At 69.1% G+C, this 14,516-nt stretch carries 15 protein-coding genes; 8 read left to right on the forward strand and 7 right to left on the reverse strand.

Annotated elements, in window-relative coordinates:
• Nucleotides 1–14: 14 nt before the first annotated feature.
• Entirely contained in the window at nt 15–1,334 is a 1,320-nt protein-coding gene (gene ftsY / locus AB0M48_RS33235; RefSeq protein ID WP_363849468.1) for a signal recognition particle-docking protein FtsY, read from the reverse strand.
• 120 nt (nt 1,335–1,454) lie between these two features.
• On the opposite strand from ftsY, the gene AB0M48_RS33240 reads away from it, so the two are divergent.
• Together AB0M48_RS33240 and AB0M48_RS33245 are read left to right on the forward strand one after the other, a co-directional pair.
• The gene (locus AB0M48_RS33240) at nt 1,455–2,585 is read left to right on the forward strand and encodes an anhydro-N-acetylmuramic acid kinase (RefSeq protein ID WP_363849624.1); all 1,131 of its coding nucleotides are present in this window, start codon (nt 1,455–1,457) and stop codon (nt 2,583–2,585) included.
• Nucleotides 2,573–4,132 carry a sodium:solute symporter gene (locus AB0M48_RS33245; RefSeq protein ID WP_363849470.1) on the forward strand — a complete coding sequence of 520 codons (1,560 nt, stop codon included), beginning with the start codon at nt 2,573–2,575 and terminating at the stop codon, nt 4,130–4,132. The genes AB0M48_RS33240 and AB0M48_RS33245 overlap by 13 nt, the downstream gene beginning before the upstream one ends.
• Here the strand turns inward: AB0M48_RS33245 and AB0M48_RS33250 are convergent.
• The gene (locus AB0M48_RS33250) at nt 4,082–5,005 is read right to left on the reverse strand and encodes a GNAT family N-acetyltransferase (RefSeq protein WP_363849472.1); all 924 of its coding nucleotides are present in this window, start codon (nt 5,003–5,005) and stop codon (nt 4,082–4,084) included. The two genes, AB0M48_RS33245 and AB0M48_RS33250, sit on opposite strands and share 51 nt — an antisense overlap.
• 90 nt (nt 5,006–5,095) lie before the next feature.
• Here AB0M48_RS33250 and AB0M48_RS33255 point away from each other — a divergent pair, with 90 nt between their 5' ends.
• The 3 genes from AB0M48_RS33255 to AB0M48_RS33265 all read left to right on the forward strand — a co-directional run bounded on the left by AB0M48_RS33255 (nt 5,096) and on the right by AB0M48_RS33265 (nt 6,751).
• Nucleotides 5,096–5,545, forward strand: a complete 450-nt coding sequence (locus AB0M48_RS33255; protein ID WP_363849474.1) for a tetratricopeptide repeat protein — start codon at nt 5,096–5,098, stop codon at nt 5,543–5,545.
• Nucleotides 5,546–5,673: 128 nt separating this feature from the next.
• Nucleotides 5,674–6,012: a hypothetical protein gene (locus AB0M48_RS33260; protein WP_030479697.1), complete on the forward strand. Its 339-nt coding sequence runs from the start codon at nt 5,674–5,676 to the stop codon at nt 6,010–6,012.
• Between the two features lie 25 nt (nt 6,013–6,037).
• Nucleotides 6,038–6,751 carry a lysophospholipid acyltransferase family protein gene (locus tag AB0M48_RS33265; RefSeq protein WP_319982472.1) on the forward strand — a complete coding sequence of 238 codons (714 nt, stop codon included), beginning with the start codon at nt 6,038–6,040 and terminating at the stop codon, nt 6,749–6,751.
• Nucleotides 6,752–7,006: 255 nt separating this feature from the next.
• Here the strand turns inward: AB0M48_RS33265 and smc are convergent, their stop codons facing one another.
• The 4 genes from smc to AB0M48_RS33285 are packed head-to-tail and all read right to left on the reverse strand — an operon-like array spanning nt 7,007 to nt 12,171.
• The gene (smc, locus tag AB0M48_RS33270; RefSeq protein ID WP_363849476.1) at nt 7,007–10,666 is read right to left on the reverse strand and encodes a chromosome segregation protein SMC; all 3,660 of its coding nucleotides are present in this window, start codon (nt 10,664–10,666) and stop codon (nt 7,007–7,009) included.
• 60 nt (nt 10,667–10,726) lie between these two features.
• Nucleotides 10,727–11,362 (reverse strand): zf-HC2 domain-containing protein, encoded by a 636-nt coding sequence (locus AB0M48_RS33275; RefSeq protein ID WP_363849477.1) that lies wholly within the window; start codon nt 11,360–11,362, stop codon nt 10,727–10,729.
• On the reverse strand, nt 11,359–11,865 hold the full coding sequence (locus tag AB0M48_RS33280; RefSeq protein ID WP_363849479.1) for a sigma-70 family RNA polymerase sigma factor: 507 nt from the start codon (nt 11,863–11,865) through the stop codon (nt 11,359–11,361). Before AB0M48_RS33280 ends, AB0M48_RS33275 begins: the two co-directional genes overlap by 4 nt.
• A 33-nt stretch (nt 11,866–11,898) precedes the next feature.
• Nucleotides 11,899–12,171 (reverse strand): acylphosphatase, encoded by a 273-nt coding sequence (locus tag AB0M48_RS33285; RefSeq protein WP_363849481.1) that lies wholly within the window; start codon nt 12,169–12,171, stop codon nt 11,899–11,901.
• An 81-nt stretch (nt 12,172–12,252) separates the two neighbouring features.
• Here AB0M48_RS33285 and AB0M48_RS33290 point away from each other — a divergent pair, with 81 nt between their 5' ends.
• The 3 genes from AB0M48_RS33290 (at nt 12,253) to AB0M48_RS33300 (ending at nt 14,097) form a co-directional block, all read left to right on the forward strand.
• Nucleotides 12,253–12,984, forward strand: coding sequence for a CAP domain-containing protein (locus AB0M48_RS33290; RefSeq protein ID WP_363849483.1), 732 nt, complete (start codon nt 12,253–12,255; stop codon nt 12,982–12,984).
• 23 nt (nt 12,985–13,007) lie between these two features.
• A complete protein-coding gene (locus AB0M48_RS33295; protein ID WP_363849484.1) occupies nt 13,008–13,475 on the forward strand; it encodes a hypothetical protein in 468 nt (155 codons plus the stop codon).
• 127 nt (nt 13,476–13,602) lie between these two features.
• A complete protein-coding gene (locus AB0M48_RS33300; protein ID WP_363849485.1) occupies nt 13,603–14,097 on the forward strand; it encodes a hypothetical protein in 495 nt (164 codons plus the stop codon).
• Here AB0M48_RS33300 and AB0M48_RS33305 read toward each other — a convergent pair.
• Nucleotides 14,094–14,513, reverse strand: a complete 420-nt coding sequence (locus AB0M48_RS33305; RefSeq protein ID WP_363849487.1) for a hypothetical protein — start codon at nt 14,511–14,513, stop codon at nt 14,094–14,096. The two genes, AB0M48_RS33300 and AB0M48_RS33305, sit on opposite strands and share 4 nt — an antisense overlap.
• Between the last annotated feature and the right edge of the window lie 3 nt (nt 14,514–14,516).

Below are 14,516 nucleotides of genomic sequence, written 5' to 3' on the forward strand. Positions count from 1 at the left end.
ACAGAAAGCAGCTGTCAGCCGAGTAGGGCGTCCACGAAGGCGCCCGGCTCGAACGGAGCCAAGTGGTCAGCCCCTTCCCCAAGCCCAACCAGCTTCACCGGCACCCCGAGCTCCCGCTGAACCTGAAAAACAATCCCACCCTTGGCAGTGCCGTCCAGCTTGGTGAGCACAATCCCGGTGATGTCCACCTGCTCGGCGAACACCCGAGCCTGAGTCAACCCGTTCTGCCCAGTAGTCGCATCCAGAACCAGCAGAACCTCATCCACCACAGCCTGCTTCTCCACAACGCGCTTGACCTTGCCAAGCTCGTCCATCAGGCCCTTCTTGGTGTGCAACCGCCCAGCGGTGTCGATCAGCACCGTGTCGACCCCGGTGTCCATACCGCGCTTGACAGACTCGAACGCGACAGACGCGGGGTCCCCACCCTCAGGCCCGCGCACGGTCTCAGCCCCGACCCGCTTGCCCCAGGTCTCCAACTGATCGGCAGCAGCAGCGCGGAACGTGTCAGCGGCACCCAGCAGAACCGTGCGCCCGTCAGCCACAAGAACGCGCGCGAGCTTGCCGGTGGTGGTGGTCTTGCCGACACCGTTGACCCCGACGACGAGCAGCACAGCGGGCTTGCCGGCGTGCGGCAGGGCCTTGAGCGAACGGTCCATCTTCGGCCCGAGGGCGTCGACCAGCACCCCGCGCAGCAACGCCTGCGCCTCGGCCTCGGTCCGCACCCCGGTCCCGGCGATCTTCGAGCGCAACGTGTCGACGATCTCGCTCGTCGTGGCCGCGCCCAGGTCGGCGATCAGCAGCGTGTCCTCGACGTCCTGCCACGAGTCCTCGTCGAGGTCTCCAGCGCCCAGGAGCCCCAGCAACGAGGTGCCGAACGCGTTGCGCGACTTGGAGAGCTTGCCGCGCAGACGTTCCAGGCGACCGGCCGTGGGCTCGATCTCCTCGACCTCGGAGGCCTCTTCCGGCAGGTCGACCTCGACGAAGCCGCGCTTCGCCGAGTCGCGCGGCACGGAGGCGTCGTCGCCGACGCCCGGCTGGCCGTCGACCTCGGTCCGGTCGGCCACCGGGTGCTCGACGGGCACGGGCACCTGAGGCACCGGGACCTGAGGCACGGGGGCCTGAGGCACGGCCACCGCCTCGGCGGTGGTGGCTTCGGGGGCCGCCGGGGCCAGCGAGATCCCGGATGATGCCTGGTATCCGCCAGGCCTCGGCGCCTCCTCCTTCTGGGTCAGGCTGATGCGACGGCGACGCGTCAGCACCACACCGGTCACCAGCGCGGCGATCAACACGACCGCCACGACGACGAGGATCAGGACAAGGGAGGACGTCGACACGCGACCATGGTTTCACAGACCCTCATGTGACCTGTCAACCATGTGTTGCTCAATTAGGCGAAGATTTCACCAAAGCTCTTGCGTCCCGCCACACTGTGGAATAGACCACACGTCGTGAGGGTGATCGGACTGATTTCCGGCACGTCGATGGACGGCATAGACGTCGCCGTCGCCGACCTGTCGATCAACGGTGACGTCGTCGAGCTCGTGCCGGTGCAGTGCGCCGAGCACCCCTTCCCGAAGGACCTGCTGGAGAAACCACGGGACCTCGCTGAAGTGTGCGCCTTCGACACGTCGCTCGGGCAGGCTTTCGGCGAAGTCGCCGCCGGATATCTGCCGGCGGACCTGATCTCCTCGCTCGGGCAGACCGTGCACCACGAGGTGCAGGACGGCGACTGCCTCGGCACCCTGCAGCTCGGCCAGCCCGCCTGGATCGCCGAACGCACCGGTGTGCCCGTCGTCGCCGACCTCCGGGTCCGCGACGTGGCCGCGGGAGGCCAGGGCGCGCCTCTGGCGTCGACGCTCGACGCGCTGTGGCTCGCCGGCATGGTCGAGAACGCGCCTGCGATCGCACTGAACATCGGCGGCATCGCGAACATCACCGTCGTGCGGCCCGGAAGCCAGCCCATCGCCTACGACACCGGGCCCGGCAACGCGCTGATGGACGCCGTGATGGAGGTGCTCTCCAACGGCGAACGGCGCCAGGACACCAACGGCGAGTTCGCGAGGAGGGGCACCGTCCGCGAGGACGTCCTCAAGAAGCTCCTCACCGACCCGTACTACGCGAAGCCGTGGCCGAAGTCGACCGGCAAGGAGCACTTCAACGCCGAGTACCTCCAGGGCTTCCCGACGGTCCAGGCCGAGGACATGCTCCGCACGCTCGCCGAACTCACCGCGCGCACCATCGCGGACGCCTGCCGCGCGCACGACGCGAGCACTGTCGTCGCGTCGGGCGGCGGAATGCGCAACCCGGTGCTGGTCGAAGCCCTGACCAAGGCGCTCGACCCCATCCCGTTGAAGATCAGCGACTCGCTGGGCCTGCCGCGCGACGGCAAGGAGGCCTACCTCGCCGCGCTGCTCGGATTCCTGACGTGGCACGGGGTCGCGGGCAACACGCCGTCCGCGACCGGCGCGTCCGGGCCGCGGCTGCTCGGCAGCATCACGCCCGGAGACGGGCCGCTGCGACTGCCAGAACCCGTCACCGGTCCAGTGACCAAGCTGAATGTGGGGGATCCGAAGTGCGTGGACTAGATCTCGCGATCATCGTCCTGTTCCTCGTCGGAATGCCGTTGCTCGGCATGTGGATCGGCGGCAGGCAGAAGTCGTCCACCGACTACTTCGTCAGCGAGAAACGCATCTCGTGGTGGGTCGTCTGCCTCTCGGTCGTGTCCGCGGAGACGTCGACGCTCACGGTGCTGAGCGTGCCGGTGATCGCGTACATGGCGACGCCCGCGCAGGGCGGCATGACGTACCTGACGCTCGCGCTCGGCTACATCGTCGGCCGCATCATCGTCAGCTTCGTGCTGCTGCCGCGCTACATCGCCGGTGACCTCGTGACGGCGTACGCGTTCCTGGGCAAGCGCTACGGCAACGGCATGCGCGCCACGGCGTCCGTGACGTTCCTGTTCACCCGCCTGCTCGCGGACGGCATCCGGCTCTTCGCGACGGCCATCCCGATCAAGCTGGTGCTCAGCCAGTACGGCATCAACGCGAACTACTGGACGATCATCCTGGCGCTCGGCGTCGCGATGGTGTTCTACAGCTTCTTCGGCGGCGTGCGCGCGGTCGTGTGGGTCGACGCCATCCAGATGCTCTGGTACGTCCTCGGCGGGCTCGTGGTGATCTGGTGGCTGTCCGGTCAGCTGCCCGACGGCTGGTTCTCCAAGGCCGTCGACGTCGACAAGTTCCAGATCTTCGACTTCACGTCGTCACCGCTGACGGGCGCGTACCCGTTCATCGCCGCGTTCTTCGGCGGTGCGCTGCTGTCGATGGCCTCGCACGGCGCGGACCAGCTGATCGTGCAGCGGCTCATGTCCACCAAGGACGTGAAGTCCGCCCAGAAGGCGCTGATCGCCTCCGGTTTCGTGGTGTTCCTGCAGTTCGCGTTCTTCCTGTTCATCGGCGTGATGCTGTGGGCGTTCTACAACGGCGTGGACCCGGTCAAGGACCTGAAGCTCGGCAACAAGGACGAGCTCTTCGGGTACTTCATCGTCAACTCGCTGCCGTCGGGCCTGTCCGGCTTCGTGATCGCCGGCATCCTCGCCGCCGCGCTGTCGTCGTCGCTGGGCGCCTTGGCCTCCAGCACGGTCACCGACGTCTACGAACGCATCCGCAAGACCCCGATGACCGACGAGGAACGCCTGCGCCACGGCCGGCTCTGGACCCTCGGGTGGGCGGGTCTGCTGATCGTCTGCGCGGGCCTGTTCGCTTCCTCGAACAAGACCACGGCGGACCCGATCGTGGTGCAGGCGCTCGGCATCGCCGGCTACACCTACGGCGCGCTGCTCGGGGCCTTCCTCCTCGGCCTGATCTTCAAGCGCGTCACGCAGGCGGACGCGATCATCGCGTTCGTGTCGACGGTGCTGGTCGTCGGTTTCGTGATTCTCGGGGTCAAGTTCGCCGGTAGCACGCCGACGATCTACTTCGGGAAGGCGACGGCCGACCTGAAGTCCCTGACCGGCTGGTGGAACACGCCCCTGGGGGTGGCGGTCACCTTGCTCGTGGGTGGGTTGCTGTCATTGAGGCACTCACGCGGTGTGGCGGTACGAGACGAGCTCGATGTGAAGGCGGAATCCTAGGCGGGCGAACATGTTCTGCGACGACTCGTTGCCCGCGTAGATGGACGCGGCGGCCTGCGGCCGCGCGCCGTGTTCCGCCGCGAGCTTCCACAGCAGTTCGGTGACGAGGGCGGCGCCCACGCCCTGACCGCGGACGTCGGGCTCGACGGCCACGAAGTCGACGTAGTACTCCTCGGGCTGGGCTTTGCCCGCGGCGTACCCGAGCACGCGTTGGCCGTCCATGGCGACGACGACCGTGCGTTTCGCCGGATCGGATTCGACGAGTTGTTTGCCGGACAGGTACGTGTGCGGAAAACATCGTTCGTGCAGGACCGCGACGGCCTCGTGCACGAACCGGTCTGTCGGGAGGACGCGCATCTCACGTTCGCTGGGACACTTGGCGTCCCTGAGCAGCAACGTGCGCAGATCCCCGTTGTCGAGGACGTGGATGGCACTCGCCTTGCCGGCGCTGAAGGCGTGCCGTTCGGCGAACGCCGCCAACCGCCGGTGGGCGGTGTGCCCGTAGAGCTCGAGGTCGGTGATGCCGGTGAGGAGCTCGGTGGCGCGCCGGAACATCGCGTCGGCGGTCTGGTCCCAGATGCGGCTGCCCGCGGGGTGGTTGACCGGTACGTCGACGAACGGTCCGTGCAGCCACGCGCGGCCGAGCTCGGCATCGATCTCCACGCTGAGCATGCCGGTGATGTTGTCGTCGGCGTCGACGGCCACCACCGTGCAGTCCGCCCAGCTGGGCTCGAACTCGCCGAGCTCCGCGCGGAGCTCTTCGACTGTCTCACCGAGGTACCCGATGTGGTGCGCCTTGTCGGCCTGAAGCCGGACCAGCAGCGCCATCGTGGCGCCGAGGTCGCCAGGTTCGGCGAAACGGATGTCGTACATAGGAGGAATGGTCACTCGCACGGCCGTTCGAAGCGAGGGAGTTTTCAGCGGTTCCAGGTCACGAACGCGTTGCTCTGTAAAATCGCGCGGATGCCGTCCGTCGGAGAACTCGAAGAGCTGACCGCCAGGGACACTCAGGCGCAGGCCAGGGCCCACGCGGGCGACTTCAGGGGAGCGGCCGCGCAGTTCAGGGCGCTCGTGCGGGACTACACCCGGACGGCGGGCGCGGACGACCCCCGGACCCTCACCGTCCGGCTGAATCTCGCGCGGGTGCTGGGCACGGCGAAGCAGTTCGGCAAGGCGGTCGAGGTGTGCGAGCCCCTGCTGCGCGACCAGGTCCGGGTGCTGGGTGCCGATCACGACGACGTCCTGGAGACCCGGCAGCTGCTGGCCAGCCTGCGTTATTCGGCCGGTGACGCCGCGGGTGCGGCCGAGGACCTGGAGCAGCTGCTCACGGCGCTGTCGCGGGTGCTCATGCCCACGCACGACCGGATCAGCAAGGTCAAGCGCGACATCGCTTTCTTGAAGCGCGGTACATGACGCACGAGACATCACTCACACCGGCGGGCTCCGCGGCGCTGGTATGCCGTGTTAACAACACCCACGTCACAGGTGCGACACGCAGATTCGGGCTTGCAGGGCAGGTGAGGGTGGGGGACTCTTCTACAGTGAGTGAGGAAACGATCCAACTCGATCTCAACGAATCCGGGGTGGCCGTCGACCTGCCCTTGCCGCCGAACAACCGGGACGGTGTCCAGGGTGTTCCGTATCGGCCGGTCGAATTCCGAGACGATGATCTTCCGTCAGCTCTGGAACGCGCTGCCGCCTGGTTGCGGCAGACCCAGGACTGGCTGGGCGAACCCGTGGACGTGATCGCAGTGCATCTCGACTACGACGACACCCATGGCAACCCGTACTACGACCTCAAGCTGCTGTGCAACGACGAGGATCTGGCGGGCGTGCCAAAGATCATGCGAGAACACGAAGGGGCCGCTACCGGTCAGTAGCCGTCAACGGCTACCGTTCGGAAGTATGTCGGATCGCGTATATCCCCCGGTGATCGCCGCAGCGAAGCTCATGTTCAAGGTGCTCGATCTGCGGCTCACCGTCGAGGGGGCGCACCACGTTCCCCGCACGGGTGGGGCGGTGCTGGCGTCGAACCACGTCAGCTACCTCGACTTCATCTTCGCGGGCTATGGCGCGCATCCCTCGGGGCGCCTCACGCGATTCATGGCGAAGCACGAGATCTTCGCCAACAAGATCGCAGGCCCGCTCATGCGCGGCATGCACCACATCCCCGTCGACCGGAGCGCGGGCCAGGCCTCCTACCAGCAGGCCCTGTCCGCGCTCCGCACCGGCGAGGTCGTCGGGATCTTCCCCGAGGCCACGATCAGCCGATCGTTCACGGTCAAGGACATCAAGTCCGGCGCGAACCGCCTGGCGCACGAGGCCGGCGTGCCGATCATCCCCGTCGCGCTGTGGGGCACCCAGCGCCTGTGGACCAAGGGCCGTCCCAAGGACCTGACCCAGCGGCACATCCCCGTCACCATCCTCATCGGCGAGCCGTTCGAGCCCTCCCCCGGCGACTCCGGCGACGACGTGCTGCGCAAGCGGATGCAGGACCTGCTGGACACCGCGCAGGCCTCCTACCCGAACGAGCCCGGTACCTGGTGGACGCCGGCGCACCTCGGCGGCACCGCGCCCACTCCGGAACAGGCCGCCAGGCTGGACTCCCGCGGCGCCTGAGCGACCACTGCCCTGACTCGGGCGAACGCTGCCTGACCTGGCGATACAAGGTTTCCACAAGGTCCGTCGGGCAGAGTTGCGCTGCGCACCTGGAGTGGTGAGGTGGGAACCGGGGGATCTCACCCCTTCAGGCGCCGGGCTGCGTCCGCACGGCGCTCTCCTCGTTCAGAGGAAGGTCGCCGCGCCGGCGCAGCTCGCGCAGAGGCCGCGGCCGGGGCTGGTTCAAGCCCCCCAGGCACCGCTTCGGCCGCCCTCTCAGGCCTCTGCCTCCGCCGGTTCGGGCGAGGGTTCCACGGCCTCAGCGGGCTCCACGGGCTGCGCGGCGGGTGCCGCCGCACGCGCGGGCTCGTCGCCGGTCGTGCGCAGCCGCTGCGAGATCACCTGCGAGATGCCGTCACCGCGCATCGAGACGCCGTACAGCGCGTCCGCGATCTCCATGGTCGGCTTCTGGTGCGTGATGATCAGCAGCTGCGACTTCTCCCGCAGCTGCTCGAACAGGCTGATCAGCCGGTGCAGGTTCGTGTCGTCCAGCGCGGCCTCGACCTCGTCCATCACGTAGAACGGTGAGGGGCGGGCGCGGAAGATCGCGACCAGCATCGCGACCGCTGCCAGCGACTTCTCGCCACCGGAGAGCAGCGACAGGCGCTTGACCTTCTTGCCGGGCGGGCGGGCCTCCAGCTCGATGCCGGTCGTCAGCATGTCGCCGGGCTCGGTCAGCACCAGGCGGCCCTCGCCACCGGGGAACAGGACCTTGAAGACGATCTCGAACTCGCGCGCCACGTCCTCGTAGGCCAGCGAGAAGACCTCGAGGATCTTGTCGTCGACCTCCTTCACGACCGTGAGCAGGTCGCGGCGGGTGTCCTTGATGTCCTCGAGCTGCGTGGAGAGGAACTTGTAGCGCTCCTCCAGCGCGGCGAACTCCTCCAGCGCGAGCGGGTTCACCTTGCCCAGCAACGACATGTCGCGCTCGGCGCGCTTGGCGCGGCGGATCTGGGTGTCGCGGTCGTACGGCATCGGCTGCGGCTCGGAGACCTGCTCGCCGCGTTCCTTGGCGGCCTGGTACTCGGCCATCTCGGCGGCCGACGCGGGCACCATGACGTCGGGGCCGTACTCGTTGGTCAGGTCTTCGAGACCGATGCCGAAATCCTCGGCGATCTTGGTCTCCAGCTGCTCGATGCGCATGCGCTGCTCGGCGCGCAGGACCTCGTCGCGGTGCACGGCGTCGACGAGCTTCTCCAGCTCACCGGACATCTCGCGCACCAGGTTGCGCACCTGGGTCAGCAGGAGTTCGTGCTGCGAACGGCGTTCCTGGGCCTGGTCGCGCTCACGGGCGGCACGGGCCAGCGAGATCTCGATGCGTTCCAGCGCCTGCTCGCCGGCGCGGACGACGGCCTTCGCGACCACGGCGCCACGGGCGCGGTGCTGGGTGGCGCGGGCGTGGCGTTCGCGGGCTTCGCGCTCGGCGCGGGCGGCCCGGCGCAGACCCTCTGCCTTGCCCTGCAACGCCCGTGCGCGCTCTTCCGCGGTGCGCTGCACCAGGCGTGCGTCCATCTCGGCCTGGCGGGCCTGAGCGAGCTCCGCGGCCAGCGCGTCGCGCTGGTCGGTGTCCGGCTCGTCGTCGAGGGTCTGCTCCTCCTCGGCCATCAGCAGCCGCTCTTCGAGCTCGGCGAGCTTCATCAGGGCCTCTTCGCGCGACCGCTCGACCTTGGCACGTTGCTCGGAGATCCGGTTGACCTCGGCCTCCGCGGACCGCACTGCCGTGGCCATCCGGTTCAGCCGCTCGCCGGAGCGGGCCTGCCGGACCTTGGCCTCCTGCATGGCCTCCTTGACCGCGTCGAGCACCTTGCGGCGGGCCTGCTGCTCGGCACGAGCGCCTTCGAGCGCGGCCGAGGCGTGCTCCAGTGCCCGTTCCGCGGTCGCGAGCTGTTCCTGCGCCTCGTCGACGGCGGCCTGCACCTCGATGACGCTCTGGCCCTGGGCACCCGAACCACCGACGGCCCAGTCCGTGCCGAAGAGGTCGCCCTCGCGGGTCACCGCGCGGCCGTGGAACCCGGCCGCGGTGTCCAGGTCTTCCACCACGGCAAGACGATCCAGGGCGCGAGCCAGCGCCGGGCGCAACGCCTCGGGCGCGTGCACGACGTCGATCGCCCACCGCGCGCCGTGCGGCAGGGGGCCCCACTGCGAGGTGTCCACAGTGGCCCCGTGCGAGCCGATCAGCACGCCCGCGCGGCCGCCGTCCTTCTCCTTCAACAGCTTCAGGGCCGCGAGCGCGCCGGCGCCGGACGACACCGCGACGGCGTCGGCGATCGGGCCGAGCGCGGCGGCCAGCGCGACCTCGTAGCCGGGTTCGACGGTCAGCAGCGCGGCGACGGAACCCAGCAGGCCCGGCACGTCCGACGCGAGCAGCGCGCCCGCACCGTCCTTGCGCGTGAGGCCCAGCGAGAGAGCGTCGACGCGAGCGCGCCACGACGCGATGTCGCGTTCCGCGGTGCGTTCGGCCTTGACCAGCTCCTCGACGCGCTGCCGTGCCGCGTCGTTGGCCTGCACGGCCTGGCGGTGGCGTTCGTCGAGGCCGTGGTCGTCCTCGTCCTCGGTGCCGGTGATCTCGCGTGCCTCGGCCAGTTCCATCGACGCGTACTCGACGCGTTCGGACGCCTCGGACAGCGTGACGGACAGGCGTTCGATCTCCTCGGCGGTCGCGCTCGTCTTGCTGCGCAACGCTTCCACCTGACCGGACAGGCGGGCGAGACCTTCGCGGCGGTCGGCGATCGCGCGGACGGCGGCGATGTGCGCCTTCTCCGCCTGCGAGACCATGCGCTCCAGCTCGGCGCGCGTCTCGACGGCCTCGGCCAGCGCGATGCGGGCCTCGGTCACGCCTTCCTGGAGCTCCAGCTCCATCTCGGCGGTCTCCTCGGCCTCGCGGTCGAGGTCGTCCGGGTCACGTCCCCTGCTGGGCGCGTCCACGTCGGCGGACAGGTGGCGCGCGCGTTCGGCGGCGAGCCTGACCGTGCCGCGGAGGCGTTCCTCCAAAGCGGACAGCCGGTACCAGGTGTCCTGTGCGGCCTGCAGCTTCGGCGAGTCGGCGGCGACCCGCTCCTCCAGCTCGTTCTGCTGGTACTGCGCCGCCTGCAACGACTTCTCGACCTCGGCGCGACGCGCGCGGGCCTTCGCCTCGTCGTGCTCCTCCTGCGCGATGGCCTCGCGCTGGGTCACCAGGTCGTCGGCGAGCAGGCGGAGTTTGCTGTCCCGCAGCTCGGACTGCACGACCTGCGCGCGGCGGGCGATCTCGGCCTGCTTGCCGAGCGGCTTGAGCTGGCGGCGCAGTTCCGCGGTGAGGTCGGTGAGGCGCGTCAGGTTCGCCTGCATCGCCTCCAGCTTGCGCAGCGCCTTCTCCTTGCGCTTGCGGTGCTTCAGGACGCCGGCGGCCTCTTCGATGAACGCGCGCCGTTCCTCCGGTTTGGACTCGAGGATCGCGGCGAGCTGGCCCTGACCGACGATCACGTGCATCTCGCGGCCGATGCCGGAGTCCGACAGCAACTCCTGGATGTCCATCAGGCGGCACGAGTTGCCGTTGATCTCGTACTCGGTGGCGCCCTCGCGGAACATGCGGCGGGTGATCGACACCTCGGTGTACTCGATCGGCAGCATGCCGTCGGCGTTGTCGATCGTCAGCGTCACCTCGGCGCGGCCGAGCGGCGCGCGGCCGGACGTGCCGGCGAAGATGACGTCCTCCATCTTGCCGCCGCGCAGGTCCTTGGCACCCTGCGTGCCCATCACCCAGCGCAGCGCGTCGAGCACGTTGGACTTGCCGGACCCGTTGGGGCCGACCACACAGGTGATGCCGGGCTCGAAGCGCAGCGTGGTAGCCGAGGCGAAGGACTTGAAGCCCTTCAGCGTCAGGCTCTTGAGATGCACGCGGGGCAGACTACCCAAGCGCTTGCGGGTGGTGCGGGAGGCGTGGGTTGACCTGCGTTTCTAAGGACGGAGAGTGACCAGGAGTCCTTTTTCGTCCGAGACCTCCATGCGTTCGATCTGGTCGACCCGGAACGACGTGGAACCGGGAATCCGCTCGTCAGGTGCATGATCGGAACCCCACCAGCCGCCGACCTCGCGCTGGCCCTGCCGGTCGAACACGATGACCTTGCAGCGCGCACCCGGCCTGACCTCGCCGAGCTTGAACCACATCTCGGTGCCCCAGGTCTTCGACACCATCGCGACCTCGCCGTTCACGCCGCTGGCAGCGTCCTTGGCCGCCCAGGTCGGCGTCGGCGGCCGACTGCTCGAAGTGGGCGCCGCGGAGGGCTGCGCCGGTGTCTGCCGCAGGAAGAAACTGCCTCCGGCCAGCGCCAGCAGCACCAGGACGGCCGCGCAGGCGATCAACACGCGGCGCTGGTCGTGCTTCGGCTTCGGCGGACAGGCGGGGATCTCGTCGAGGTTCTCGACGTCCTCCTGGGTCAGGCGGCTGAGCAGCCCCGGCAGCGGGGCCAGCCGCAGCATCTCGGCCTGACAGCAGTCGCAGCCGCCGAGATGACGTTCGAACGCGGCTCGTTCCTTGAGGTCGAGCGAGCCGAAGAGGTAGGCGCCGACGTCGACGGTGTGCTGGCAGCTCACGCCCCGGTCACCCCTCTCTCCTCCAGTGCGTCGCGCAGCGCCCGCAGTGCGTAGAAACAGCGCGACTTGACGGTGCCCGGCGGGATGCCGAGCGTCTTGGCTGCCTCCGCGGCGGTGCGGCGGCGGTAGTACAGCTCGATGACGACCGTCCGGTGCTCGGGCGTGAGCGCCCGCAGCGCCGACGCGATCTGCCACGTCTGCAGCACGTGCTCGACCTGGTCGCTGACCGGCGGGAGGTCCACCGGTTCGAGCGGCACCTCGGTCGCGCGAGCGTTGCGGCGGCGGTAACCGGAGATCACCAGGTTCTTGGCGACCGTGTAGAGCCACGGTGCCGCGTCGTCCGGTTTCAGGTCCTCGTGGTTGCGCCACGCGCGGAGCAGGGTCTCCTGCACGACGTCCTCTGCCTGCTGGTAGTCGCCGTCGACCAGCCGCAGCACGTAGTGCAGCAGCGGGCCTCTCCAGCGGTCGTACAGCTGGATGAGGACGTCTTCTGAGGAGTCCACGATCTCCTACTACGCCGGTTCTCGGGGAACGGTTCAGCGCTCGACGAACCCGGTGAGGTCGCCCCTGGCATCAGACCACTGCTCACCCACAGATTCGACGTGTCCGGGGGTTTCACCCGAACGGAGAGCTTTCAGCAGTTGTTCACACTTCTCGCGCGGACCCTCGGCAACGACCTCGACCCGGCCGTCCGGCCTGTTCGAAGCACTCCCGACCAGGCCCAGTTCTAGCGCCCTGGCTCGCGTCCACCAGCGGAAACCAACACCCTGAACCCGTCCACGCACCCACGCGTTTAGCCGCACGTCCACCTCCGAATGGTTGCGTAGTCACGCCAGGTGACTGAAGACGCACCCTGGGGTTGTCACCCATTAGTGGTACGGTCCCGACCCGTGAGTGCCCGCAGCCTCTTACTCGGCCTGCTGATCGGTGCAACCGGTATCGGCGGCCTCGCCGTCACCGGCACCTCTCCTCTCGGCATCAGCTTCACCAACGCCGCACAGCAGGAGACCACCGACGCAGCGAACCAGTTCGGAACGGGCAACACCGCCGCACCCAACGGCACCAGACCGCAGTCCGACGGCGGTGACGCCGACACCGGCGCCCCCGCGCCCCAGACGTCCTCCTCGGTGCCCGCCACCTCGGCGACGACCGAGACGCCTTCTTCCACGCCTTCGACGCCGGCGGCCCCGTCCACCACGACGCCACCCCCCGAGGCGCCGAAGCCGCCCGCCCAGCCGAAGCCGCCCACCGGTCAGACGCCGGAGCAGGCCGTGCTCGCGCTCGTGAACGACGCCCGTGCCGCAGCAGGGTGCAAGGCCCTCGTGATCGACGACCGCATCACGACCGCCGCGCAGGCCCACAGCACGGACATGGCGACCAAGAAGTACTTCTCGCACACCTCGCAGGACGGCAGGACGTTCGACGTCCGCATGCGCGAGGCCGGCTACCCGAAGCCGGGCGGCGAGAACATCGCGATGGGCTACCCCAACGCCGCCGCCGTCGTCGACGGCTGGATGAAGTCCACCGGCCACCGCGAGAACATCGAGAACTGCAGCTTCACCACGATGGGCGTGGGCCTGGACACCCGCGGCAACTACTGGACCCAGAACTTCGGCCGCTGACCGTTTCGAGCAGGGGAAACTTCGTGTACGAGAGCCCGGAACCGGACTCGCGCTCGCGCTTGCACCGAGGTGCACCGCAGATCGTCCTAGCCGCCTCAGGCGTCGTGCTGGCGACCGTCTTCGCCGCCGTCGCCTCCCTCGCCGCGGGTTCGGACACCGCGAACGAGTCCCCGGCGACCCAGCCGCCGCGCAAGGAGGCCGTGCGCGACGCCCTGAGCATCGTGCCGACCTCCGCCCCGTCCACGACCGTCGAGCAGACGTCGTCGGCAGCCGTGACCACCACCTCGGCGACCACCACGACGACGAAGAAGCAGACGCGCGTCACGACCATCACGCGCGCCGACGGCACCACGACGACGGTCACGACCGACGACCCGCCGCCGGTGGTCACGTCGAACACCACGACGACCACCAAGCCGGCGGACACGACCACGACGACAGTCGTCACCACCACGACGACGGACCCGGTGACAACGACGACGACCCCTTAGGGTTACGCCAGTCACCGCCCTGTAACGCAGAGCTACACGAAGGTGTGGCTCTGCTGAGGCTTTGGTGTGTTTCCGCCGATAACTCGAACACAGTCCATCCGACCGGGTTTCCCCCGAGGAGCGAGTGGTGTTCGAGGAAGATCATCCGCAGTCGCCGACCGAGCAGGCCCAGCCGAAGAAGCGCATGGGCACGGCAGTGATGCTGGCTGCGGGCGGCGTGGTCGTGGCGACGCTGTTCGCCACCGTGGCGTCCATGCTGGCCGCATCCGGCCGTGAAGCAGCCCCGGAACGCACGTCGGCAGACGTCGTGCAGACCATCACGAGCGTCGCGCCGGACGGCAGCACCAGCACCGTCGTGGTCACCGTGTCCTCCGGCGCGCCGAAGCCGGCGTCCGCCCCGGACCGCAAGCAGGCCGCACGCCCGCAGGACCAGCCGAAAGCGGGCACGCCGGACCAGCCGCAGCTGACGACCGACCCGGCCCGGCCGACGCAGACCGAGACGCAGAGCACGCCGCCGTCCGAGACGGAACCGCCGTCGTCGACTCCGTCGTCGTCGGAGTCGCCCACCACGCCGCCGTCGTCCTCGTCGTCGAGCACCGGCACGCCGGACCCGAAGCCCTAGTCCGGCATGGTCCTGAGCGTCGCGGCGGCGGTCCGCCGAATCCGCTTGGTCCGGCCGCCGCGGGCAAGGGCCGTCAGCAAGTCGTGCGAGGGTATCGCCGCCAGCCGGAGCTGCAGCCAGTCCGACCACACCGCGAAGTCGGCTTCCGTCGGCGCCAGGCCCACCGCCCGCCGGAGCACCCCGATCTCGCGGCTCCGGCGCCGCACGTACTCGTCGCGAGGCGCCAGCTCCAGCCACCGTGCGTGGTCATCGACCCGTTCGAGCACCCTCAGCAGCACGGACGTCCGCAATGCGGCGTCCGGCTCGTGCGCCAGTGCCCCGTGCAACAGGTCCAACGAGCCGAATGCGGCCTGGTAGAGCTCCCACCGGCCGTGCTCGGACGCGGGATCGACGGCGCAACCGGTCTCCCGCGTCAACGC

Source organism: Lentzea sp. NPDC051208 (assembly GCF_040682435.1).
GTDB classification, from domain to species: Bacteria; Actinomycetota; Actinomycetes; order Mycobacteriales; family Pseudonocardiaceae; genus Lentzea; species Lentzea kristufekii.

What these genes read in the sequence shown, in the direction of transcription:
- AB0M48_RS33250 (WP_363849472.1), bottom strand. Translation starts at nt 5,005, where the DNA reads ATGTACGACATCCGTTTCGCCGAACCTGGCGACCTCGGCGCCACGATG.
- AB0M48_RS33255 (WP_363849474.1), top strand. Translation starts at nt 5,096, where the DNA reads ATGCCGTCCGTCGGAGAACTCGAAGAGCTGACCGCCAGGGACACTCAG.
- AB0M48_RS33265 (WP_319982472.1), top strand. Translation starts at nt 6,038, where the DNA reads ATGTCGGATCGCGTATATCCCCCGGTGATCGCCGCAGCGAAGCTCATG.